The sequence below is a fragment of the Williamsia sterculiae genome, assembly GCF_900156495.1.
GTDB lineage: Bacteria > Actinomycetota > Actinomycetes > Mycobacteriales > Mycobacteriaceae > Williamsia_B > Williamsia_B sterculiae.
The window spans coordinates 229,093-251,024 of sequence record NZ_FTNT01000005.1 but is presented as its reverse complement, the minus strand read 5'-3'; the positions used below and the strand labels follow the sequence as shown (position 1 = coordinate 251,024).

Genomic DNA, 21,932 nt, shown 5'->3' with positions numbered 1-21,932 from the left:
CACCAGCATCGGAGATCGACGCCACGCGCACCATTGGCACGATTGCCATAATGTGTGAAGATCGTGCCATGCCCAACACGTCGCACCGGGTGGTCGTCGTGCTGCTGCCCGACACCATCGGCTTCGATGCGACGATCCCGTCGATGATCTTCGGGGAAGCCACCTCAGCCGACGGCGCGCCGCTCTACGAGGTGCTGACCTGCGCCCTGGACGATTCGCCGGTGACCACGACCAACGGCTATCGACTCGTCGCGCAGGGTGGACCGGATCTGGTGGCCACGGCGGACACCGTGATCATCCCCGGCACCCGCCACGTGCCCAGCCGCCGCGACGGGGTACTCGGACCCGACCTGGCCGCGGTCTTCGACACCATCCGCCCGACCACCCGGATGGTCTCGATCTGCACCGGCGCCTTCGTCCTCGCCGCGTCCGGCCGCCTGGACGGTCTGCGCGCGACCACCCACTGGGCCTACGCCGACGACTTCCGCGGGCTATACCCGAATGTCGACCTCGACGAGTCGGTGCTGTTCATCGACGAGGGCGACGTGCTCACCTCGGCCGGTCTCGCCGCCGGTATCGACCTGTGCCTGCACATCGTCCGGCGCGACCACGGCACCGCGGTGGCCAACCACGTGGCCCGGATGTGCGTGGTGCCGCCGTGGCGAGAGGGCGGCCAGGCGCAGTTCATTGACCGCGCGGTTCCCGAGGCGGCCGACCAGACCACCACCGCCACCCGCCAGTGGGCGCTGGGCAATCTGACCGAACCACTATCGGTGGCGCAGCTCGCCGCTCACGCGCGGATGAGCGCCCGTACGTTCAACCGACGGTTCCGCGCCGAGACCGGCGAGGCACCCGGCACGTGGGTGCGTAACCGCCGCCTCGACCGCGCCCGCGAACTCCTGGAATCCGGTGACCTGTCCATCGACGCCGTGGCCGAGTCGTCGGGACTCGGCAGCGCCGACAGCCTGCGCCATCATCTGCGCCGCGGCATCGGGATGTCGCCGTCGGCCTACCGTCGCACGTTCTCCGGGACGCCGACATGACCGTGGGCCCCAGCGGCAAGACCGCGCTCACCGAAGAGATCGACAGCTACCGAGCCCGTCGCGGTGTGTTCGTCGTGCTCACCGTGCCGCCGATGCGCTACCTGATGGTCGATGGCCATGGTGACCCGAACACCGCACGCGCCTACCAGGAGGCGGTGAGCACCATCTATCCCGTCGCCTACACGTTGAAGTTCGCGAGCAGGCGCGAACTCGGCCACGACTACGTCGTCCCGCCGCTCGAGGGTTTGTGGTGGTCCGACGACATGGACACGTTCACCGACTCCCGCGACAAGTCCCGCTGGACGTGGACGCTGCTCAGCCTGGTCCCGCAGTGGCTCACCGACGCCGACGTCGAACGAGCCCGCGCCACGGTTGCGGGTAAGGGCGGCGCGCCAGCGCTGGACCGACTGCGGGTGCAGTCCCTCGACGAGGGACTGTGTGTGCAGACGCTGCATGTGGGCCCCTACGACGACGAGGGGCCGGTGCTACGCGCGATGCACGACGAGTTCATCCCTGGCGAGGGTCTGGCCCTGACCGGTACCCATCACGAGATCTACCTCGGCGACCCGCGCCGGGCCCGCCCGGACCGGCTGCGCACGATCCTCCGTCAACCGGTGACCCGGCATACAATCGGCACTCGTGCCCACTCCTGACTTCGTCCTGTCGCTGCGCAGCAAGATCGGTCACGACCCGTTGTGGTTGTCCGGCGTGACCGCGGTGGTCCTGCGCGACGGCGAGGTGCTGCTGGTGCAACGCGCCGACAACCGGGAGTGGACCCCCGTCACCGGCATCATCGACCCCGGTGAGGAACCCGCCGACTCGGCCGGTCGCGAGGTCCTCGAGGAGGCCGGTGTGCACGCGACCCCGGAGAAGCTGGTGTGGGTGCACGTCACCGAGGTGGTGACCTACCCCAACGGCGACGTCAGCCAGTACCTCGACCTGTGCTTCCGGATGACGTGGCGCTCCGGTGAACCGGTCGTATCCGACGACGAGAGCGTCGACGCACGGTGGTTCCCGCTCGATGCCCTGCCGCCGATGTCCGACGAGATGCGGGCGCGGATCCAGTCCGCGGTCGACGATCCGGTCACCGCGCGATTCGAGTTCGGCGGCCGGTGACCGGGCGCCGGCGAGTCGCCATCGGTGCACCGACGGACGCCGCGGCCGACGCCGGTGCGGCAGTCGTCCGTTCCGGTGGCAACGCCGTCGATGCCGCGCTGGCCGCCGCCGCGGTGACCATGGTCAACGAGATCGGCATCGTCTCGCCGAGTGCGGGCGCCTTCATCACGGTGCAGACCGCCGACGGTGCACCCCCGATGAGCATCGACGGCTGGGTCGACATGCCCGGCAGGTCGCATCGACATCGGTTCGGCACCGGCACCACCGACGTGGACACCGAATACGGCGGTGGCCTCCAGATCACCGTCGGCCCCGGTTCGGTGGCCACCCACGGCGCCGTCGCGGCGTTCGGTGAGGCCCACCGGCGCTGGGGGGCGGCTGCCTGGGAGGCGCTGTTCGAGCCGGCCATCGACGTCGCCACCGACGGCTTCTCCCTCGGCTCCGCCTCGCGGTTCTATCTCGGATATGTCCGCGACGTGATCTACGGCGTCGACGACGCGAGCCGACGACTGCTGTCCGGTCCGGACGACACGCCGATCCGCATCCCGGAACTGGCCGACAGCCTGCGTCGGATCGGCACCCGTGGTCCCGACGAGATGTACACAGGAGACCTCGGTATCGCCGTCGCCGACGACATCGTCGCCCGCGGCGGGCTGCTCGGTGTCGACGACCTCGCCGCGTACCGCCCGGTGGTCAGACCGTCGCTGACGGTCTCGTCGGGTGATTGGACCCTGGGTACCAACCCGCCACCATCTGTCGGTGGGGTCGGAGTGGCGGCCATGCTCGCGCTGCTCGGCGACCGCCCGCGCGACGGTCGCTGGGACGTTGCCGATGTGGATCGTCTGGTGGACGTGCAACGGTCGGTGCTCGGATACCGGCGCGACATGCTGGAGCCCGCCGGGGATCTTCACCGGGCGGCGACCGACTACCTGGCTCTGCTGGCCGGAGGCGGTGGCCTGTTCCCCGGCTCCGGCTCCACGGTCCAGGTGTCCACCGTCGACACCGACGGCACCGCGTGTTCGTTGACGATGTCGTCGGGCTACGGGTCCGGACTCATCGCCCGGGACACCGGCATCTGGCTGAACAACTGCCTCGGCGAGCAGGAGTTGAACCCCCACGGACTGCACGGACTCGTGCCGGGTCGGCGGTTGCTGTCCAACATGGCCCCGACGGTCGGCCGGAAGGCAGGTGATGGACGAGTGGGCGGCCCGCGGCGGGACATCGGCGCGATGCTGGCCATCGGGTCGCCGGGCGCGGACCGGATCGCGACCGCGCTCGCACAGGTCATCGCCGGATTCGTCAACGGGGGCATGACGGTGCAGGCTGCCATCGACCACCCCCGGCTGCACGTGCACCACGCCGGTCGCGCGGATGAACAGGTGATGCGGGAGGCGTACCCGACGATGTATTACGGCGGGGTGATCGCCGCACTGCTGCATCCCGACGCCACGGTGGAGGCGGCCACCGATCCCCGTCGCGACGGAGCCACGCGGATCGATGTGGTCGGCGGTTGATGGACGTGGCACCTTTGAGGACATGAAAGACGACATCGAGAGCACACCCGAGGGTTCCGACGGCGAGTACTCGCTCGACCAGGACGATCAGCTCACCGAAGAGGACACCCTGATCGATCGCGGTGTCGACGACTTCCTCGACGAGGGGTATACACCGCCGGACCGCGCGCCCAGCGCGACCTCGCAGTACGGATTGACCGCCGAGGAGCAACGCCAGGGCGAGACCATCGACCAGTACCTGGCCGAGGAGGAACCGGACCCCGCGGCGCAGGTCTCCTTCGACCTGGACGACGAGCCCGGTTCGTCCGGCGAGGACTGGCGGTCCGACGAGGCCGACAGCGATCCCGAATTCCCCGAGAACGACGAGGTCGGTGGCACCCGGGCTGGACGGTTGATCGACCCCGAGGAGGGGCAGCGACACCTCGAGCACGAACAACTCGCCGATGACGCCGGTATCGACGGTGGAGCGGCGAGCGCCGAGGAGGCGGCGGTCCACGTCGTCGACGAGGGCTGAACCTCCGCTGCACACCGTCGTCGAGGCCGTCCTGCTGGTCGTCGCCGGGTACTTCGCCGGGTTGATCGGTTACGTCACCGGACTGGCCTCACTCGTCTCCTATCCGGCTCTGCTCGCCGTCGGGCTGCCACCGGTCGCGGCGAACGTCACCAACACGGTGTCGCTGGTGGCGGTCGGCATCGGCAGCACCGCGGGTGCGGGCAAGTCGGTGCTGCACCATGGTCGGCGTCTCTGGTGGTGGGTGCTGCTGTCCGCGGTCGGTGGTGCCATCGGCGCGGCACTGCTGCTCAACACCTCTCCGGACAGCTTCGCCGCCGCGGTTCCCGCCCTCATCGTGCTGGCGTGTCTGGCCCTGCTGGCCCAACCGACCCTGCGTCGGTTGGCCGGTGGCCGGGAGTTCCCCGGGATCTATGCGATCGCGTTGCTGCTGATCGCGGTCTACGGCGGGTATTTCGGCGCCGGCGCCGGTGTGGTGTTCCTGGCCGCGACGCTGATGTGCACCGCCGAACCCCTCTGGCGGGCCTCGATTCTGAAGTCGTTGATGCTGGGGGTGGCCAATCTGGTGGCCGCGGTCTGGTTCGCCCTGACCGGACCTGTCGACTGGCCCGCCGCGGCCGCGATGGCGGTCGGATGCCTGCTCGGCGGTCGCACCGGCCCTCCCGTGGTCGCCCACCTTCCCGAACGTCCGTTGCGGATCGGGGTGGCATTGGCGGGTTTCGGGCTGGCCGCGTGGCTCTGGGCGCGCTGAGCCGCCCGCCCGCGTGCGTAGGCTGAACCGATGACGACTTCTCGCCGCTGTCTGGTCACCGGTGCCACCGGATACGTCGGCGGCCGACTCGCCCCGCGACTGCTGGCCCGCGGGCACCGGGTGCGAGCCCTGGCCCGCACCCCGTCGAAGCTGGACGAGGCACCCTGGCTCGCCGATGACCGCGCCGAGGTGGCGAAGGGCGATCTGAGTGATCGCGACTCGCTGCGTGCCGCTTTCGCCGACGTCGACGTCGTGTATCACCTGGTGCACTCGATGAGCGGTGCCGCCGACTTCGCCGAGGAGGAGAGGCAATCCGCCCACAACGTCGCCACCGCCGCGCGTGAGGCCGGGGTGTCCCGCCTGGTGTACCTCGGCGGATTGCACCCCGAGGGCGCCGACCTGTCCGAACACCTGGCGTCGCGGGCCGAGGTCGGCGACATCCTGCTCGGATCCGGGGTCGAGACGATCGCGCTGCAGGCCGGGGTGCTCATCGGATCCGGTTCGGCCTCATTCGAACTGATCCGCCATCTCACCGAACGGCTCCCGGTGATGACCACTCCACGATGGGTGCACAACGAGATTCAGCCGATCGCGGTCGCCGACGCTCTGCATTACCTGGTCGAGGCGGCCACCGCACCGGTATCCGAGAACCGGACGTGGGATATCGGCGGCCCCGACGTTCTCGAATACGGCGACATGATGCACACGTACGCCGAGGTGGCCGGACTCCCCCGGCGCCGGATGATCGTTCTGCCGTGGCTGACACCCACCGTCGCGAGCCGGTGGGTGCGGACCGTGACCCCCATTCGCGGCGGTATCGCCGGACCGTTGATCGAGTCGCTGGAATGCGATGCGGTGTGCCGCGATCGCGACATCGACACCATCATCGACCGTCCCGACGGGGGGTTGACGTCATACCGGGATGCGTTGGCGCAGACGCTGCAGCGGGTGCGCGACGGCGACGACACCGACGACTGGTCGAATGCGTCGGCCGACGTACCCGCCTACGAACCGTTGCCGACCGATCCCGAGTGGGCGGGTGAGACCACCTTCGAGCGGATGCGCACCGAGCAACTCGCCGACGACCCGGACACGGTGTGGGCCCGACTACTCCACGAGCCGGGCAGCTGGGAGGTGGTGGAATCCGATCCGCCGCATCGCCTACGGTTGCGTTCCGACCGCGTCGCACCGGGGACGGCGTTCATCGAATACCGTCTGGTCTCAGCAACTTCCGAGTCGCACGGCACCTGGCTGTCCACCAGAACCCAGTTCTACCCCCGTGGACTCGTCGGACTGCTGTTCTGGAAGGTGGGAACCCCGTTGCGCACGCTGCGTTTCCCACCGGCCGACCCGTTCCACCGCTGACCGGCGGTCAAGCGATCGGCACAACGAGAGCGACGAGTAGGAGTGATGGTCATGGCGTACCGCTCATCGCCCTTCAGCCGGTTCACCCTTGATGACCGAGCGCTTCCCAGGATCGGTTATGGGCTCGGCCGATTGGCACGTCACGTGAGGTCCGAGCACGAGCGGCAGAGCGCAGTGGCGTTGCTGAGGCACGCCTTCGACCTCGGCGTCCGACACTTCGACACCGCTCAGTTCTACGGCGACGGTCTCGCCAACTCGCTGTTGCGAGACGCATTCGTCACGCAGCAGTCGCCAGTGTTCATCGCTACGAAGGTGGGTGCACGGCCCCCGACATCATCACCGGCGCCCGAGGCTGCGCAACACCCACGGCAACTGCGTGAAGCGGTAGAGGCCAACCTGACCAGCCTCGGCGTCGATCACCTCGACCTGGTCTACCTGCGCCGGATGGACTACGCCCCCGGTGTCATCGCCGCCTCCGATCAGATCGTCGACCTCGATGACCAATTGAGCGAACTCGTTCGACTCCGCGACACCGGACACATCCGCGCCATCGGACTCAGTCACGTCACCTGTGCGCAGTTGACGAGCTCGCTGTCGGCCGACATAGCAGGCGTTCAGAACATCTACAATGTGCTGGAGCGCAGCTCCCAACCCCTGTTGGACCTCTGCGAACGGCATCAGATCGCGTGGACGCCATACTTCCCGCTCGGAGGGGGCGGTTATGCGAACCTTCCCAGAGTGATGGACGATCCCACCGTGCGGACCGTGGCCGAGCGACTGGGTCGAACGCCACAGCAGATCGGGTTGGCGTGGCAACTGGCGAACTCGCCCAACACGTTGCTGATCCCCGGCACCGCCGACCCTAAGCATCTACGAGAGAACGTGGACGTCGGAGCGATCGTGCTCGACTCCGAACTGATGGCCGAACTGAACAGCGTCACCTTCACCACGTCCACACTCCCCGTCTGACAGAGCGGTCGATCACCTTGCGCATAGTCAATGCCCGACTCTTCATCAACAACAAGCTCACCCGACCGAGCACGTTGACGGTTGCTCACGGGCTCATCGACCGCGTCGGCGACGGACACGATGACGACAGCTCGTCGACGACGGCCACGGAGACCATCGATGCTGCTGGAGGCACGTTACTTCCCGGCCTCATCGACGCGCACCTACATCTCAGCCGTCCGGAGGATTTGCACAGACTCGCCACGCACGGTGTCACCACCGCGTTCGACATGGCCTCCTGGCCGCCCGAGTTCACCAACTCGCTTCGCGGCCGCCCTCGAACCACGCAAATCATCAGTGCAGGTGTACCTTTCATTGGTCCGGATGGCCCGCACTCGCATTTCGTGACGGCCGACCACGCCATCGTCACCGACGTCGACCAGGTACCCGAGCAGGTGACGCGACGCCTCGACGACGGCTCCGATTTCATCAAGGTGGTCCTGGAAGCGCCCGGAGGTGGCGGCCCATCACCCGCGGTCGCCGCCGCGGTCGTCACTGCCGCACATCGAGCAGGTCGGCGGGTGGTTGCCCACGCCGCCAATATCGGGGCGTTCCGACTGGCGGTCGAATGTGGTGCGGACGTCGTCACCCACGTGCCACGCGACCAGGCTGTCGACCCGACGATCACCCGGTGTCTGGCCGACACCGGACGGGTTGCCATCCCCACCCTCGGTGTGTCGGAGATCCTGAGTGACGATGCTGCGGGTTACGACCGCTCTCGTGCATCGGTACGTGCGCTGCGAGAGGCAGGTGTCCCCATCCTCGCCGGCACCGACGCGGTGGAGTCGTCAGGCGTACCCTTCGCGATACCACTCGGCACATCACTGCACCACGAACTGGAACTGCTGACCGACGCGGAGTGGACACCGCTCGACGCAATCGCCTCGGCCACCGCCCTGCCTGCCCGCCACTTCGGGCTCGAAGACCGAGGCGAGATCAAGGCCGGACGACGGGCCGACCTGGTCCTCATCGACGGTGATCCGAGTGCAGACATCACCATGACGAGGCACATCGTCGGCGTATGGATCGCAGGCGAACGTGTCGCCTGACGCCGACCATCAGCTCGTCGACGTCCATGCGCATTTTCTCACCGACGAGTACGTGGCCGCCGCGACCGGCGCAGGCATCAGCCGGCCCGACGGTATGCCGGGATGGCCGGATTGGTCACTGGACACGCACGTCGCCGACATGGACAGACGCGACGTCGGTTTCGCGCTACTGTCCATCTCGTCGCCCGGTGTGCACTTCGGTGACGACGATGCCGCCGCGGACCTGGCCCGGCTGGTCAACGACATCGCCTCTCACCATTGTCGGTCGCATCCTCAGCGCCTCGGCTTCCTGGCCTCCATTCCTCTGCCCGACGTCGACGCAGCGGTCTCGGAGGCCGACCGTGCCCTGGGTCTTTCCGGTGCACTCGGCGTCATCGTGGAGTCCAACGCGCATGGTCAGTACCTCGGCGACCAGGCCCTTGAACCATTGTGGGCGGCAATCGAGGCACGTGATGCCCTGGTTCTCATACATCCCACATCACCCCCGGCCGCGGATCAGACGGGACTGGGTCGGCCACGTCCCATGCTGGAGTTCATGTTCGACAGCACGAGATCAGTCGCCGATCTGGTCCTGTCCGGGGTGCTCACCCGACATCCCGGCCTGCGTGTCATCGTTCCCCATTCAGGCGCGGTGCTGCCCGCATTGCATGACCGAATTTCGTTGTTCCTCGACGGTTTCGCTGCACCCGGACCAACCGGAGACGACTGGAGAGACGCGATGGGGCGGCTCTGGTTCGACACTGCCGGAACCCCGTTTCCACGCGCGCTACGCCATCTCGTCGAGATCGTCGGCGAACGTCACATCCTGTACGGGAGCGACTCCTGCTGGACCCCTTCGCCGCTGGTGGACGATCACCTCGTCCAGATGCGGACGCACACCGGCCCGAGCGGCCGGAGCTGGGTGGACGTCACCGCGGCCAACGCGCGACGGTTGCTCCGCAATGAAGCTGAACGAGGGCTGCCGCCACGGCTCTGACATCGTCTATGGTGCAACCCCATGCGTCGGGCAACAGTCGGTAACGCGTCCGGTGGCCACAGCTCCGACGTCGGCGGCGGGGTACTCGACTCCACGGACCCGCCTACGGCAGGATGGATTGATGGGCCGGGAATGGATCGACCACGCGATCTGGTGGCAAATCTACCCGCTGGGGTTCACCGGAGTGGACATCCGCGGTGACCGTGATGGTGCCGTCGGCGACCTGCGGGCCCTGATCGGTTGGCTTGACTACGCCGCCGAACTGGGCGTCTCCGGACTACTGCTCGGCCCGATCTTCACCTCCGCGACCCATGGTTACGACACCATCGATCATTTCCACGTCGACCCCCGCCTCGGCGGTGACGCCGCCTTCGACGAGCTGGTCGGCGCCTGCCGCGACCGCGGGCTGCACATCATCCTCGACGGGGTGTTCAACCACGTCTCGGACCAGTCGGAGTTGTTCGCGCGTGCACAGACCGACCCCGATGCCCGCGGGTGGTTCGTCGAACAGGATCCGGCTCGAGAAGGGCGATCCGGCGGTCCCGCCTTCCGCACCTTCGAGGGGCACACCGATCTCATCGCGCTGAACCATCAGAACCCGGCGGTGATCGGGCACGTGTCGACGGTGATGATGCACTGGTTGGGCAGGGGGGCCGACGGCTGGCGTCTCGATGCCGCCTATCTGGTCCCCGACCACTTCTGGCGCTCGGTGCTCGAACCGGTCCGCCGAGAATTCCCCGACGCCTACGTCTTCGGCGAGGTCATCCACGGCGACTACGCCGCCTTCGTGGAGGCATCGGGAGTCGACTCGGTGACCCAGTACGAGCTGTGGAAGGCGACGTGGAGCTCGCTCAACGATCAGAACCTCTTCGAGCTGTCGTGGGCGATTTCCCGGCACGACGAGTTCACCCGTGCATTCGTACCGCAGACCTTCGTCGGCAACCACGACGTGACGCGGCTGGCTTCCGTCCTCACCGACGACCGCGACGTCGCCATCGCTTACGCGCTGCTCTTCTGCCTGGCGGGCCTGCCGAGCGTCTACTACGGGGACGAGCAACGTTTCCGCGGTGAGAAGACCGAGCGGCTCGGTGGCGACGACGCCGTCCGGCCCGCATTCCCGTCGTCACCCGACGAGTTGGCCCCTTACGGCTGGGACACCTACCGAGAGCTGCAGCAGCTCATCGGATTCCGCCGCCGTCACCCGTGGCTGCACCGAGCGACGACCGAGACCGTCGATGTCACCAACACCACCATGCGGTTGATCAGCCGCAGCGACGACACCGAGATCACCCTCTACCTCAACGTCGGCGACGACCCGCACGGATGCGGTGTCGCTGCTGCCGAGGTCACCCTCGCTTCCGACGACGTACCCCGTGACGATGATCTGGTTCTGCCTCCGCACAGTTGGGCCATCATCGGCTGAGAGCGGCGCACGATCAGGACGAGACGGCGGCTCGTTCCACGGTCAGCCGACTCTCTGCGTGGTGTTCCGCCCGATAGGCCGCGCCACCACCGCGCACGCCGAACAAGTGCTTGCTCCAGATCAGCCACACCACAGCGGCGATGTTCACTGCGAGCAGCACCACCTTCAGCGCGGTCACCTTCTCGCTGAGTTCGTACACCTCCAGCGGCAGGAACAAGCTGGTGACCACCACCGCGAAGTACTCACCCCACCGTTGCATCGACCACAAACCCACCGCTTCGACCACCTGGGACACCGCGAGCGCGGCGATCGCCACGCCGATCCAGATCAACGCCGTGTGCGACAGGGTGAACGACCGCTCCATCAGACGGACCAACTTCGAATCGTCGATGTTCCAGCCGATCTGCGAGGCCAGCGGGCGCAGCAAGGGCAGTTCGTTGTCGAAGGCGTCGTGCACCTTGCTCCGGTCGCCGCTGAACCGAAACACCGCGACGGACGCCAGGGCCAGGAACACCGCACGGAACAGTCGTTCCACGGCCAGGATCCGCATGATCACCCGGTCACGCAGCATCCGTCCGCGGGGGACCTCGGGGGCGTCGGCGGTGGGCCCGGACCGGCGCGGGGGACCGGGAACGAAGTCGTCACACCGAAGACAACGCCATGCTTCCCCCGCGACCGTCTCCACCCGCAGCCGCTGCCGTAGATCGTCCTCGTCCGGGTTGTACGTCTCATGTCCGTGCCAACCACACGACCGCAGCGCCCAGTCCATCCCGGCAGGATAGCTCAGTCGGAGCCGCCCACCGCGCCGGCGAACTGGCTGTTGTACAGGCGGTGATATGCACCTCGAGCAGTGAGCAGTTCGTCGTGAGAACCCTGCTCGACGATGCGACCCTCCTCCATCACCAGGATGGTGTCGGCGTCGCGGACGGTCGAGAGCCGATGCGCGATCACGAAACTGGTCCGATCGGTGCGCAGGTTCGCCATCGCCTGTTGGATCAACAACTCGGTTCGGGTGTCCACCGAGCTGGTGGCCTCATCGAGGATGAGGATGGTCGGTTTGGCCAGGAACGCGCGGGCGATGGTGATGAGCTGTTTCTCGCCTGCGCTGACCCCGCCGCCCTCGTCGTCGATCACCGTGTCGTATCCGTCGGGCAGGATCCGCACGAAATGATCGACGTGGCTCACCCGGGCCGCCTCGATCACCTCGTCCTCGGAGGCGTCCGGATCGCCGTAGGCGATGTTCTCGCGGATCGTCCCGCCGAACAGCCATGAGTCCTGCAGCACCATCCCGGTGCGCTCACGCAGGTCGTCACGGGTCATCCGTCCCGTGTCCACGCCGTCGAGCGCGATGACACCGGCGTCCACGTCGTAGAACCGCATGATCAGGTTCACCAACGTGGTCTTGCCTGCGCCGGTCGGTCCGACGATCGCGACCATGTGGCCGGGTTCGGCGACGAGCGAGAGGCTGTCGATCAGCGGCCTATCGGGAAGATAGCGGAAGGAGACGTCGTCGAACACGATGCGACCGTGGTCTTCTGCCGGACTCGCCGCATCGGCGGGATCGGGAACCTCCTCCTCGGCGTCGAGGATGTCGAAGATGCGCTCCGCGGAGGCGACCCCGCTCTGCATCAGGTTGAACATCGAACCGAGCTGGGTGAGCGGCTGGGTGAACTGCCTGGAGTACTGGATGAACGCCTGCACCTCACCGAGGGTCAGCGACCCCGACGCCACCCGCAGACCACCGACCACCGCGACGGCCACGTAGTTCAGGTTCCCGAGGAACATGATGAACGGCATGATGGTGCCGGAGATGAACTGTGCGCGCCAACTGGATTCGAAGAGTGCGGCGTTGCGTTCGTCAAACCGCGCCTCCACTTCGTCTCTGCGGCCGTACACCTTGATCAACTCGTGTCCGGTGAACGCCTCCTCCACCTGAGCATTCAGCGAGCCGGTGGACGACCACTGGGAGATGAAGTGCGGCTTGGACCGTTTGGCGATGAATGCGGTCGCCAGGAACGCCAGCGGTACGGTGGCCACCGCCACCAACGACAGAAGCGGCGATATCCACAGCATCACGGCGAGAATGGCGATCACCATGAGCACCGAGTTGAGGAACTGGTTGACCGTCTGCTGCATGCTCTGCGACACGTTGTCGAGGTCGTTGGTGACCCGCGACAGCAGGTCACCGCGCTGCGAACCGTCGAAGTAGCTGAGCGGCAGACGGTGCACCTTCGCCTCCACGTCGGTGCGCAGCGACTGCACCGTGCGCTGGGTCAGCGTGTTGAGGAGGAAACCCATCAACCAGGCCAACGCCGACGACCCCGCATACAGCAGCACCACCGTCATCAGCACATTGCCGACCGCGGCGAAGTCCACACCTCGACCCGGGGTCAGATGCGTCATCGACCCCACCAGATCGGCGTAGGTGCTGTCCCCACGCGCTCGTAACCCTGCCGCGGCGTCGGCTCGGCTGATGCCCGCGGGCAGCCGGGAGCCGATGACGCCGGCGAAGATCAGATCGGTGGCGTGCCCCAGGATCCGCGGGGCCAGCGCATTGAGCACCACCGACCCCACCGCCGAGAGCAGCACCCCGCCGAGCACCCATCGTCGGCGACCGAGAATGGCCAACAGTCTGCGCAGCGCGGGTCCGAAGTCCTTCGGCTTCTGGTCCGGTCCGCCCGGAATCGCGCCGGGTCGGGTCATGACGGCACCTCCGCCGAGAGCTGCGACCGGGCGATCTCGGTGTAGGTGGGACAGGTGTCGAGCAGTTCCTCGTGGGTGCCCACGTCGACCACCCGACCCTGATCCAGCACCACGATCTGGTCGGCGTCGACGATGGTCGAGATGCGCTGAGCGACGATGATCACGCAGGCGTCTCGGGTGGCGGGTCGCAACGCCGCCCGCAACCGGGCGTCGGTGCCGAGGTCGAGCGCGGAGAACGAGTCGTCGAACAGATACACCTTCGGTCGTCTGATCAACGCGCGGGCGATGGCGAGCCGCTGCCGCTGTCCACCGGAGACGGTGGTCCCGCCCTGCGACACCGCGGTGTTCAGACCGTCTGGCATCGCCCGGACGAAGTCGGCCGCCTGGGCGATGGTCAATGCGGCCCAGATGTCGTCATCGGTCGCATCCGAACGACCGAAGCGCATGTTGGTCGCGATGGTGCCGGAGAACAGGTACGGCTTCTGCGGGACCAGCCCGATCACCCCGCGCAGGTCGTCGGGATCGAGGTCGCGGACGTCGGTGCCCCCCACCAGCACCGATCCCGAGGTGGTGTCGATCAATCGTGGGATCAGGCTGAGCAGCGTGGTCTTCCCCGCGCCCGTGGAGCCGACGATCGCGGTGGTGGTCCCAGGTCGGGTGTCGAAGGTGACGTCGCAGAGCACCGGCCGATCAGCACCCGGATACCGGAACTCCGCCGCCCGTAGCTCGACGGTGCCCGGATCGCTGACGAAACTCCTGGGTTGTTCCGGCGCGCCCACCGAGGTCTCGGTGTCGAGCACCTGACAGATGCGCTCGGCGCACACGCTGGCCCGCGGCGCCATCATGGCCAGGAACGACGCCATCATCACCGCCATCAGGATCTGCATGACGTAGGAGATCATCGCCGTGAGAACGCCGATCTCCAGATTTCCCTGGTCGATCCGGTGTCCGCCGAACCAGACGATGGCGGCGATGGTCAGGTTGCTGATCAACATGACCGCCGGGAACATCAGCGCGACCATTCGACCCACCCGCAGCGACGCGGCGGTGAGGTCGTCGTTCGCAGCGGCGAAGCGACTGCGCTCGTAGCGCTCTCGGACAAAGGCGCGGACCACGCGGATACCGGTGATCTGCTCGCGCATGATGCGGTTCACCGTGTCGATGCGTACCTGCATCGCGCGGAATCCCGGGATCATCCGCGCGATGATCAGCGCCATCGTCCCGGCGAGGACGGGTACCGCGATCACCAGCACCCAGGCCAGACCCGCGCCGACATAGACACCCATCACCACCCCGCCGATACACATGATCGGTGCGGCCACCAGGATGGTCGCCGCCATCACACCCAGCATCTGCACCTGCTGCACGTCGTTGGTGGTGCGGGTGATCAGCGATGCGGCGCCGAAGGTTCCGACCTCGCGCGCCGAGAACGAGTCGACTCGGTGCAGCAGATCGTGTCGGATGTCGCGGCCCGTCCCCATCGCCGCCCGGGAACCGAAGTACAGCGACGCGATGGTGCAGACCACCTGAACCACGCTCACCGCCAGCATCCAGCCGCCCGTGGTGAGGATGCGGTGTGTGTCACCGCGGGCCACCCCGCGGTCGATGATGTCCGCGTTCAGAGTTGGCAGGAACAACATGGCCAACGTGGCAACGAACTGCAGAACGATCACCGCGGCCAGCTGCCGACGGTGACGCCCCAGGTACGACCGCAGCAGGTGGGTCAACATTCGATGGTCACCGGGTGACGGTAACAACTCGTCGCGGGTGGTGTCGTCGTGATTTTTGTGGGATCCCCGAGTCGAGGACGCACACCGCCCTCATGACTATGGTTAGCCATACCTGACCCACACGTGATCGGAGTTCTCCCGTGCCTCACCTCCCCGGCCTGACCCGTCGACACTTCCTGCTGGCCGGGCTCGGAAGCCTCGGGGCGCTGGGTGTGGCCGGTTGCGGCCGCGCCGACTCCTCGTCACCCGCCTCGTCATCGGTGGCACCGGCAAGGGTCACCCACAAGTACGGCAGCACCGAGGTCCCCGCGAATCCGCGGCGCGTGGTCACGCTGGGGTACACCGATCAGGAACCGGTACTGGGTCTCGGCGTCAAACCTGTCGGAGTCGTCGACTTCTTCGGCGAGCGGCCGTACGGCAAGTGGCCATGGGAGGCATCGATCTGGGCTGGTCAGCAGCCGACCATTGTCGGCGAGCGCGACACGTACAACTTCGGCAAGATCGCCTCGCTCGAACCCGACCTGATCCTCGGCATGTACTCGGGGATGACGAAGGCCGACTACGACAAGCTGTCCGGCATCGCCGCCACGGTGGCGCAACCCGTAGGACACGCGGACTTCGCCGCACCGTGGACGGTGATCACCCAGTTGGCCGGTGATGCCCTCGGTCGGCGGGCGCAGGCCGACAGGGCGATCGCCGCCGTGCAGGCAGAGTTCACCACCGCACGGGACGCGCATCCGCAGTGGAAGGGACAGACGGTCGCAGTGGTCGAACCGGCCAAGGTCGACGAGTGGGCGGTCTTCGGGGCGGGTGACCCCAAGTTGCAGTTCACCGAGGGACTCGGCTTCACCGTCTTCCCCGCGGTGCGTGCGTTCAATCCCGGGGGCGACGTCAAGAACGTCAGCACCGAGCGACTCGACACCATCGACGCCGATCGCGTGATCTTCCTGATCGACACCGGTGACCAGACGGAGCAACAGGTCCGGGAGAACACTCTGTTCCGGACCCTGAAGGTGGCCCGGACCAACTGCGCGACTTTCCTGCCCTTCGAGGCCGAACCGCCGATCGGTGCGGCGTTGGCCTTCAATTCGATCATCAGCATCCCGTACGGAATCGACCAGGTCGTCGCTCGCCTGAACAGTCAACCGTGAGCGGAACTCAGTCGTAGAGTTCCGGGCGCCGTTCGGCGAGATAGGGATTCATGTGTCGCGATCGCCGCAGCGCCGCCTTGTCCAGGTCGCCGACGATCATGCCTTCGGCGGTGCCCGCCTCCACCACCGTCGCACCCGACGGCCCGGCGATCAGGCTCAGGCCGCCGTAGTCCAGTCCTCGCTCGGTGCCGCAGAAGTTCGCATAGGCGACGTACACCTGGTTCTCGAACGCCCTCGCGGGGATCAACACCCGCTGGACCGCGTCATAGTCCGGCATGTTGGCCGTCGGTACACAGACGAGGTCGGCGCCTGCGACCGCCAGCCGACGCACCACCTCCGGGAACTCCACCTCGTAACAGATCAGCAGCGCCAATCGCCACCCCTCGAAGTGGAACACCGTGGGGCGCCGGTCGGATGCGGTGACCGCCGCCCTGTCGATCTCACCGAACAGGTGGGTCTTGCGGTGCACCGCCACCGTGACGCCGTTGTTGCCGACCAACCGCACGGCGTTGTACACCGTCCCGTCCCCGGCGAGCTCCGGGAATCCGTACAGCAGCGCGATGTTCGTATCCCGGGCGACGGCACCGATTTGCCGCGCCCACTCACCGTCGGCCGGCTGGGCCAGGCGACGAGCCGTCGCTGAGTCGATGTGGTAGCCGGACAGATACATCTCCGGACAGATCAGCAGGCGGGCACCCTCGGCCGCTGCGACGCTCGCCCGGTCGGCGAGGTCCGCGATCGCGCGCGGGACGTCATCGGTGCGCGGTTGGCACTGCCACAGCGCGATCCGGAGCTGCTGCATCGCATCCATCGGCATGCTCACAATCCGATGTCGAGGGGGCCGATGTCCGGATAGCGGTCGCCGGGGCCTGGGTTGTCGGGATGGGTGGCGCCACCGACATGGCGCATCACTCCCCAGACGGCGTTCAGTCCGGTCTGCACGGCCCCTTCCACCCAGGCGGGCATGAACGACACATCGTCACCGGCGATGAAGATCCCCCGCTCCGCGGGTGGCAGTGAGTCCTGTACAAAGTGCCCGTACATGCGAGTGTTGTACCGATAGTGTCCTGGCAGCGCACCTTTGAACGCACCCAGGAAGTGTGGGTCGTCCTCCCACGAGACCGTGATCGGCTTCCCCACGATATGACCTGCGATGTCGACGTCCGGATAGATCTTCCGCAGCGCCGCGAGGGCGAGGTCCACCCGGCGGTCCACCGAGTGCGGCAACATCTTGAGCGAGTCGCTCATCCAGCTGTAGCTCAGGCAGATCACCCCCGGACGGTTGGGCCCGTTGTCGAACAGATACGTGCCCCGGGTGAGTCGGTCCGTCAATGTCATGCTCAGGGTCTCGTGTCCGGTGTCGGGATCGCGGTCGCGCCAGAACGGCCGGTCGACCATGACGAAGGTCTTGGACGACTGCATGTATCGCGTACGGTCCAGCGCCATCCAGAGCTCCTGCGAGAACAACGATTCGTCGCAGTCGATCTCGGTGGTCAACAACCACGCCTGGCACGTGGCGATGACCGCACGGAACTCGCGGCTGTCACCGTAGCGATCGACCACCTCGATGCGATCGTCGTCGATGCGCCGGATGGCCGCGACACCGGCCTTGGTCGCGCCATGGTGCAGCGACATCAGACTGGTACCGACAGGCCAATGCGTGATGCGAGCCGGGGTGTCGGTCCACAGACTCCGGGGCACCTGTTCACAGCCTCCGACGATCAGGTGCTGGTCGGTGTCACAGTTGGTGAGCACCACCCGCAGGATCTCCAGCATGGAGTTGCCGAAATCCGAATCCCAGCCACCGGTGCCGAAACCGACCTGTCCGAATAGTTCACGGTGCCGAAACGTCAGTTCCCCGAACTCTTTCGAGGTCGCCAGGAAGTCGTAGAAGCTGCGGTCGTCCCATTCGGTGACCAACTGGTTCCACCGGTTCTTCAGTTCGCCGACGTCCCGGTGACGAATCGCGTCCTGCAGGGCACCGAACCCCGCGATGCGGTCCAGCGCGGAATCCCAGGCGTCGGATATCTGTCGGTAGATCGGCGGCAGATCATCGAGTGTTTCCGCGTACAGCGTCTCGCCGTTGAGGTCGAGCACAGTGCTGCCCGCGGCGGCTGTGAGCGGGTTCGGGAACGGCCGGGTGCGCAGACCGAACTGGTCGACGTACCGGAAGAACGTGCTCGACGAGGCCGGGAAGCGCATGCCGCCCAGCTCAGCGACCTCCGGTTCGCCGGGCACGAACGGTTCCGACCTGAGCCGGCCACCGATCCGGTCCGGTTCATAGACCACGGGGCGTAGGCCCATGCGCATCAATTCGTAGGCCGCGGTCATTCCCGCCATCCCCGCGCCGATGACCGCGACTTCGGTGCCGTACGCGGATGCGGGGACGGTCCCGATGCCGGACGGATGGGCCAACCACTCGTCGTAGGCGAACGGGAAGTCGGGACCGAAGATCGTCACCGGCCGATGCGTCGTGTCCACCACGGAGTCGACACTACGGGCGGCCATACCGACCGACGTGGTGACGCGCATACCACCGGACCGCGGGCTCCCCCTACTTCTCCTTCTCGCGCCAGCTGCGCTCGAAGGGCAGCCGCCAGGCGTGCGGGGCGATCAGCTGATGAATGGAATTCGGACCCCACGATCCCCGGCTGTACGGCCGTACCGGGGGTGGATCGTCCAGCAGCGGCGCCGACACCTCCCACAACCGTTCGATGCCATCCGAGGTGGTGAAAAGCGTGCGATCGCCGCGCATCGCGTCGAGGATCAGCCGTTCGTAGGCCTCGAGGACCATACCGGCGTGCTCGTGCTCGCTCATCCCGAACTGCAGGCTCAACTTGTCCAGCTTCATCCCGGGCCCCGGCCGCTTGCCGTAGAACGACAACGACACCTTGAACACGTCGGCCAGGTCGAAGGTCAGGTGGTCGGGCCCGTGCTGCCCGACGTCCGAGCCCGGTGGGAACATGCTCTTCGGTGGCTCACGGAAGGCGATCGAGATGATCCGCTGACCCTCTTCCAGATTCTTGCCGGTGCGGAGGTAGAACGGCACGCCGGCCCAGCGCCAGTTGTCGATGCCACACTCCAACGCGATGAAGGTCTCGGTCTGCGACTCCGCGGCGACCCCGGGCTCGTCGCGGTAACCGATGTACTGCCCACGCACCACCTGATGCGGGTCCAGCGGCTTCATGGAGCGGAAGACCTTGTTCTTCTCCTCGCTGATCGGGTCCGGTGCCAGCGCCGTGGGCGGCTCCATCGCGACGAACGCCAAGATCTGGAACAGGTGGGTGACCACCATGTCGCGGAAGGCGCCGGTGGATTCGTAGAACTGCGCGCGGCCCTCGAGCGTGAGCTTCTCCGGCACATCGATCTGCACGTAGTTGATGAAATTGCGGTTCCAGATCGGCTCGAAGAGACCGTTGGCGAAGCGGAAGGCGAGGATGTTCTGCGCGGACTCCTTCCCCAGGAAGTGGTCGATCCGATAGATCTGGTCCTCGTTGAACCAACGGTGGATGGAGGCGTTCAGTTCGCGGGCGGATTCGAGATCGGTACCGAAGGGCTTCTCCATGATCACCCGGGACCGTTTGACCAGGTCGGCCTCGTGCAGCGACTTCAGGACCGCCATCGCCGCCTTGGGCGGCACACTCAGATAGTGCAACAGCCGCGCGTGCCCGCCCAGGCTGTCGGAGGCGGCGACCACGGCCTCGCGGAGCGCGTCGGGCCCCTGTTCGGTCTGGACGTAGGTGAGGGTCTCGACGAACTCGTCGATCGCCGCCTCGGAAGGGTTTCGGCTGGAGAACTCCTGACACGCCTTCTTGGCGATCGTCCGGAATTGCTCGGTATCGATGTCGTCGAGCGAGGTGCCGACGACTCTGATGTCGGGGGCGAGTTTGGAAATCGACAGGTGGAACATACCTGGCAACAGCTTGCGGCGTGCCAGATCGCCGGTCGCACCGAAGAGGACCACCACGTGGGGGACCACGTCTTCGTGCTTCTCCCTGTCACCGCGAGACTCCGTGAGTTCTGTCACGGCTCGATGGTCTCATCGTTGACCTCACGTGGCATGGCGAACGCATTCCTCGTCTCTCGGCGCTACAGTCGTCTGCGGGGCGAAGGAGTCGCAGCGGCGGCTCCGTGGGATCGAGCCGATGGCGAGGGGGACCGAAGCGATGAACCCGCCCTCCGGGGTGCCCGCGGTGGTGCGGTGGACCACGTCGCACGCCACCACCCCCGCGCCCGAGATCCGCCGACTCGCGGCGTCGCTCTGGCCGGAGGCCTCCGACACGTTTCTCGACGACGCCGCGTCGCTGCTGCAGGCTCTGGACGAAGACCGCAAGGTCATCCCCCGCACGCCGTCCGACCCACGGTGCGCGTTGCTCGCACAGGTCATCAGTCACGGCGAGTCGTTGCGTCCCGGGCGCGTGGTGCACGAGGCTCCGCGGCTCCCCCGACTCGCCTGACCCGACCGATGTCATCTCGCCGCTGCTGGCTTCCGAGGCCGCCAGGACGGCACAATCGGGGCATGAGTGACTTCAACGACACCGTCATCAACGAGTTCCGGTCGAACAACGGCACCGTGACCACGGCGGGGTTCGGCGACAACCTGGTTCTGCTGCACTCCATCGGCGCGAAGAGCGGTGAGACCCGCATCAACCCGGTGTTGGGCATTCCCGACAGCGGTGGCTGGTTGGTGATCGGTTCGGCGGCCGGTTCTCCGAGGAATCCGGCGTGGGTTCACAACCTGCGGGCGAACCCCCGCATCGATGTGGAGGTCCCCGGTGCTGACGAGGTCCGCACGGTGTCGATGGAGGTCTCCGAGATCCCCGACGAGGAGTGGGACGGCAACTGGAAGAAGTTCACCGACAAATCCCAGGGCTTCGTCGAGTACACCAAGAGCGCGCAGGGGCGGCGATTCCCCATCTTCCGGCTCACGCCTGCGTGAGCGACCACGCATTCGGTCCGTCGGAGCGTCGGGCGGTCTACCGGGTCATCGAGGAGCGGCGCGACATGCGCTCCTTCGTGCGCGACGCGGTGGTGCCCGAGGAGACCCTGCGTCGGCTGCTCGCCGCGGCCCACGCCGCGCCCAATGTCGGGCTCTCGCAACCATGGCGATTCATCCGCATCACCGATCCGACGCTGCGGCACTCGATCCATGGGCTCGTCGACGACGAACGACGACGCACCGGAGCAGCCCTCGGCGAACGCGAGGACGAGTTCTTGTCGTTGAAGGTCGACGGCGTCCTCGACTGCGCCGAGCTGCTGGTGGTGGCGCTGTGCGAGAACCGTGAACGCTTCGTCTTCGGTCGGCGGACCATGCCCCAGATGGACCTGGCCTCGGTGGCGTGCGCCATCGAGAACATGTGGATCGCAGCCCGCGCCGAGGGATTGGGCATGGGGTGGGTGTCGATCTTCGATCCGGTACGCCTGGCCGTCCTGCTCGACATGCCCGAGGGCGCGGAACCTGTCGCGGTGCTGTGTCTGGGCCCGGTACCCGCGTTCCCCGACCGACCGGTCCTGGAGATCGAGCAGTGGGCACGCCGACGACCCCTGTCCGAACTCGTCACCGAGAACGTGTGGCGGGTGACCGATTGACGT

The 21,932-nt window shown here is 66.9% G+C and carries 21 protein-coding genes; 15 read left to right on the top strand and 6 right to left on the bottom strand.

Translation table 11 applies throughout. The annotated features are described in order from the left end of the window. Positions 1–68: 68 nt before the first annotated feature. From BW971_RS10690 to BW971_RS10640, 11 genes are all read left to right on the top strand, one after another. Complete coding sequence (locus BW971_RS10690) at positions 69–1,043, top strand: GlxA family transcriptional regulator (protein WP_234974346.1); 975 nt, start codon at positions 69–71, stop codon at positions 1,041–1,043. Further along, positions 1,040–1,696, top strand: a complete 657-nt coding sequence (locus tag BW971_RS10685; protein ID WP_076479328.1) for a GyrI-like domain-containing protein — start codon at positions 1,040–1,042, stop codon at positions 1,694–1,696. The genes BW971_RS10690 and BW971_RS10685 overlap by 4 nt, the downstream gene beginning before the upstream one ends. Continuing rightward, the gene (locus BW971_RS10680; protein ID WP_076479326.1) at positions 1,683–2,159 is read left to right on the top strand and encodes an NUDIX hydrolase; all 477 of its coding nucleotides are present in this window, start codon (positions 1,683–1,685) and stop codon (positions 2,157–2,159) included. The genes BW971_RS10685 and BW971_RS10680 overlap by 14 nt, the downstream gene beginning before the upstream one ends. Further along, on the top strand, positions 2,156–3,673 hold the full coding sequence (locus BW971_RS10675; protein WP_076479324.1) for a gamma-glutamyltransferase: 1,518 nt from the start codon (positions 2,156–2,158) through the stop codon (positions 3,671–3,673). Before BW971_RS10680 ends, BW971_RS10675 begins: the two co-directional genes overlap by 4 nt. A 22-nt stretch (positions 3,674–3,695) precedes the next feature. Continuing rightward, a complete protein-coding gene (locus BW971_RS10670; protein WP_076479322.1) occupies positions 3,696–4,187 on the top strand; it encodes a DUF5709 domain-containing protein in 492 nt (163 codons plus the stop codon). Next, positions 4,117–4,935: a sulfite exporter TauE/SafE family protein gene (locus tag BW971_RS10665; protein WP_083709695.1), complete on the top strand. Its 819-nt coding sequence runs from the start codon at positions 4,117–4,119 to the stop codon at positions 4,933–4,935. Before BW971_RS10670 ends, BW971_RS10665 begins: the two co-directional genes overlap by 71 nt. Before the next feature lie 30 nt (positions 4,936–4,965). Continuing rightward, complete coding sequence (locus BW971_RS10660; protein ID WP_076479321.1) at positions 4,966–6,300, top strand: NAD(P)H-binding protein; 1,335 nt, start codon at positions 4,966–4,968, stop codon at positions 6,298–6,300. Positions 6,301–6,345: 45 nt separating this feature from the next. Continuing rightward, complete coding sequence (locus tag BW971_RS10655; protein ID WP_327201114.1) at positions 6,346–7,269, top strand: aldo/keto reductase; 924 nt, start codon at positions 6,346–6,348, stop codon at positions 7,267–7,269. 17 nt (positions 7,270–7,286) lie between these two features. Then, positions 7,287–8,357 (top strand): amidohydrolase family protein, encoded by a 1,071-nt coding sequence (locus BW971_RS10650; protein WP_200799407.1) that lies wholly within the window; start codon positions 7,287–7,289, stop codon positions 8,355–8,357. Beyond that, complete coding sequence (locus BW971_RS10645; protein WP_076479317.1) at positions 8,347–9,333, top strand: amidohydrolase family protein; 987 nt, start codon at positions 8,347–8,349, stop codon at positions 9,331–9,333. The genes BW971_RS10650 and BW971_RS10645 overlap by 11 nt, the downstream gene beginning before the upstream one ends. Positions 9,334–9,454: 121 nt before the next feature. Further along, the gene (locus tag BW971_RS10640; RefSeq protein ID WP_076479315.1) at positions 9,455–10,756 is read left to right on the top strand and encodes an alpha-amylase family glycosyl hydrolase; all 1,302 of its coding nucleotides are present in this window, start codon (positions 9,455–9,457) and stop codon (positions 10,754–10,756) included. 13 nt (positions 10,757–10,769) lie between these two features. On the opposite strand, the gene BW971_RS10635 is transcribed toward BW971_RS10640, so the two are convergent. From BW971_RS10635 to BW971_RS10625, 3 genes are read right to left on the bottom strand one after another with little or no spacing between them, the layout of a single operon-like run. Then, positions 10,770–11,525 (bottom strand): DUF2127 domain-containing protein, encoded by a 756-nt coding sequence (locus tag BW971_RS10635; protein ID WP_076479313.1) that lies wholly within the window; start codon positions 11,523–11,525, stop codon positions 10,770–10,772. 14 nt (positions 11,526–11,539) lie between these two features. Next, complete coding sequence (locus BW971_RS10630; RefSeq protein ID WP_076479311.1) at positions 11,540–13,459, bottom strand: ABC transporter ATP-binding protein; 1,920 nt, start codon at positions 13,457–13,459, stop codon at positions 11,540–11,542. Beyond that, on the bottom strand, positions 13,456–15,189 hold the full coding sequence (locus BW971_RS10625; protein ID WP_076479309.1) for an ABC transporter ATP-binding protein: 1,734 nt from the start codon (positions 15,187–15,189) through the stop codon (positions 13,456–13,458). Before BW971_RS10625 ends, BW971_RS10630 begins: the two co-directional genes overlap by 4 nt. Before the next feature lie 140 nt (positions 15,190–15,329). On the opposite strand from BW971_RS10625, the gene BW971_RS10620 reads away from it, so the two are divergent. Beyond that, positions 15,330–16,340: an iron-siderophore ABC transporter substrate-binding protein gene (locus BW971_RS10620; protein ID WP_083709690.1), complete on the top strand. Its 1,011-nt coding sequence runs from the start codon at positions 15,330–15,332 to the stop codon at positions 16,338–16,340. A 7-nt stretch (positions 16,341–16,347) separates the two neighbouring features. On the opposite strand, the gene BW971_RS10615 is transcribed toward BW971_RS10620, so the two are convergent. The 3 genes from BW971_RS10615 to zwf are packed head-to-tail and all read right to left on the bottom strand — an operon-like array spanning position 16,348 to position 20,367. Continuing rightward, positions 16,348–17,157 carry a carbon-nitrogen hydrolase family protein gene (locus BW971_RS10615; RefSeq protein WP_234974343.1) on the bottom strand — a complete coding sequence of 270 codons (810 nt, stop codon included), beginning with the start codon at positions 17,155–17,157 and terminating at the stop codon, positions 16,348–16,350. Between the two features lie 2 nt (positions 17,158–17,159). Then, on the bottom strand, positions 17,160–18,848 hold the full coding sequence (locus BW971_RS10610) for a flavin monoamine oxidase family protein (RefSeq protein ID WP_076479417.1): 1,689 nt from the start codon (positions 18,846–18,848) through the stop codon (positions 17,160–17,162). A gap of 46 nt (positions 18,849–18,894) precedes the next feature. Further along, the gene (zwf, locus tag BW971_RS10605) at positions 18,895–20,367 is read right to left on the bottom strand and encodes a glucose-6-phosphate dehydrogenase (protein ID WP_076479307.1); all 1,473 of its coding nucleotides are present in this window, start codon (positions 20,365–20,367) and stop codon (positions 18,895–18,897) included. Between the two features lie 139 nt (positions 20,368–20,506). On the opposite strand from zwf, the gene BW971_RS10600 reads away from it, so the two are divergent. The 3 genes from BW971_RS10600 to bluB all read left to right on the top strand — a co-directional run bounded on the left by BW971_RS10600 (position 20,507) and on the right by bluB (position 21,929). Continuing rightward, positions 20,507–20,797, top strand: coding sequence for a hypothetical protein (locus BW971_RS10600; RefSeq protein ID WP_076479305.1), 291 nt, complete (start codon positions 20,507–20,509; stop codon positions 20,795–20,797). Between the two features lie 62 nt (positions 20,798–20,859). Beyond that, positions 20,860–21,279 (top strand): nitroreductase/quinone reductase family protein, encoded by a 420-nt coding sequence (locus BW971_RS10595; protein ID WP_076479303.1) that lies wholly within the window; start codon positions 20,860–20,862, stop codon positions 21,277–21,279. Continuing rightward, a complete protein-coding gene (gene bluB, locus BW971_RS10590; RefSeq protein ID WP_083709687.1) occupies positions 21,276–21,929 on the top strand; it encodes a 5,6-dimethylbenzimidazole synthase in 654 nt (217 codons plus the stop codon). The genes BW971_RS10595 and bluB overlap by 4 nt, the downstream gene beginning before the upstream one ends. Positions 21,930–21,932: the final 3 nt, after the last annotated feature.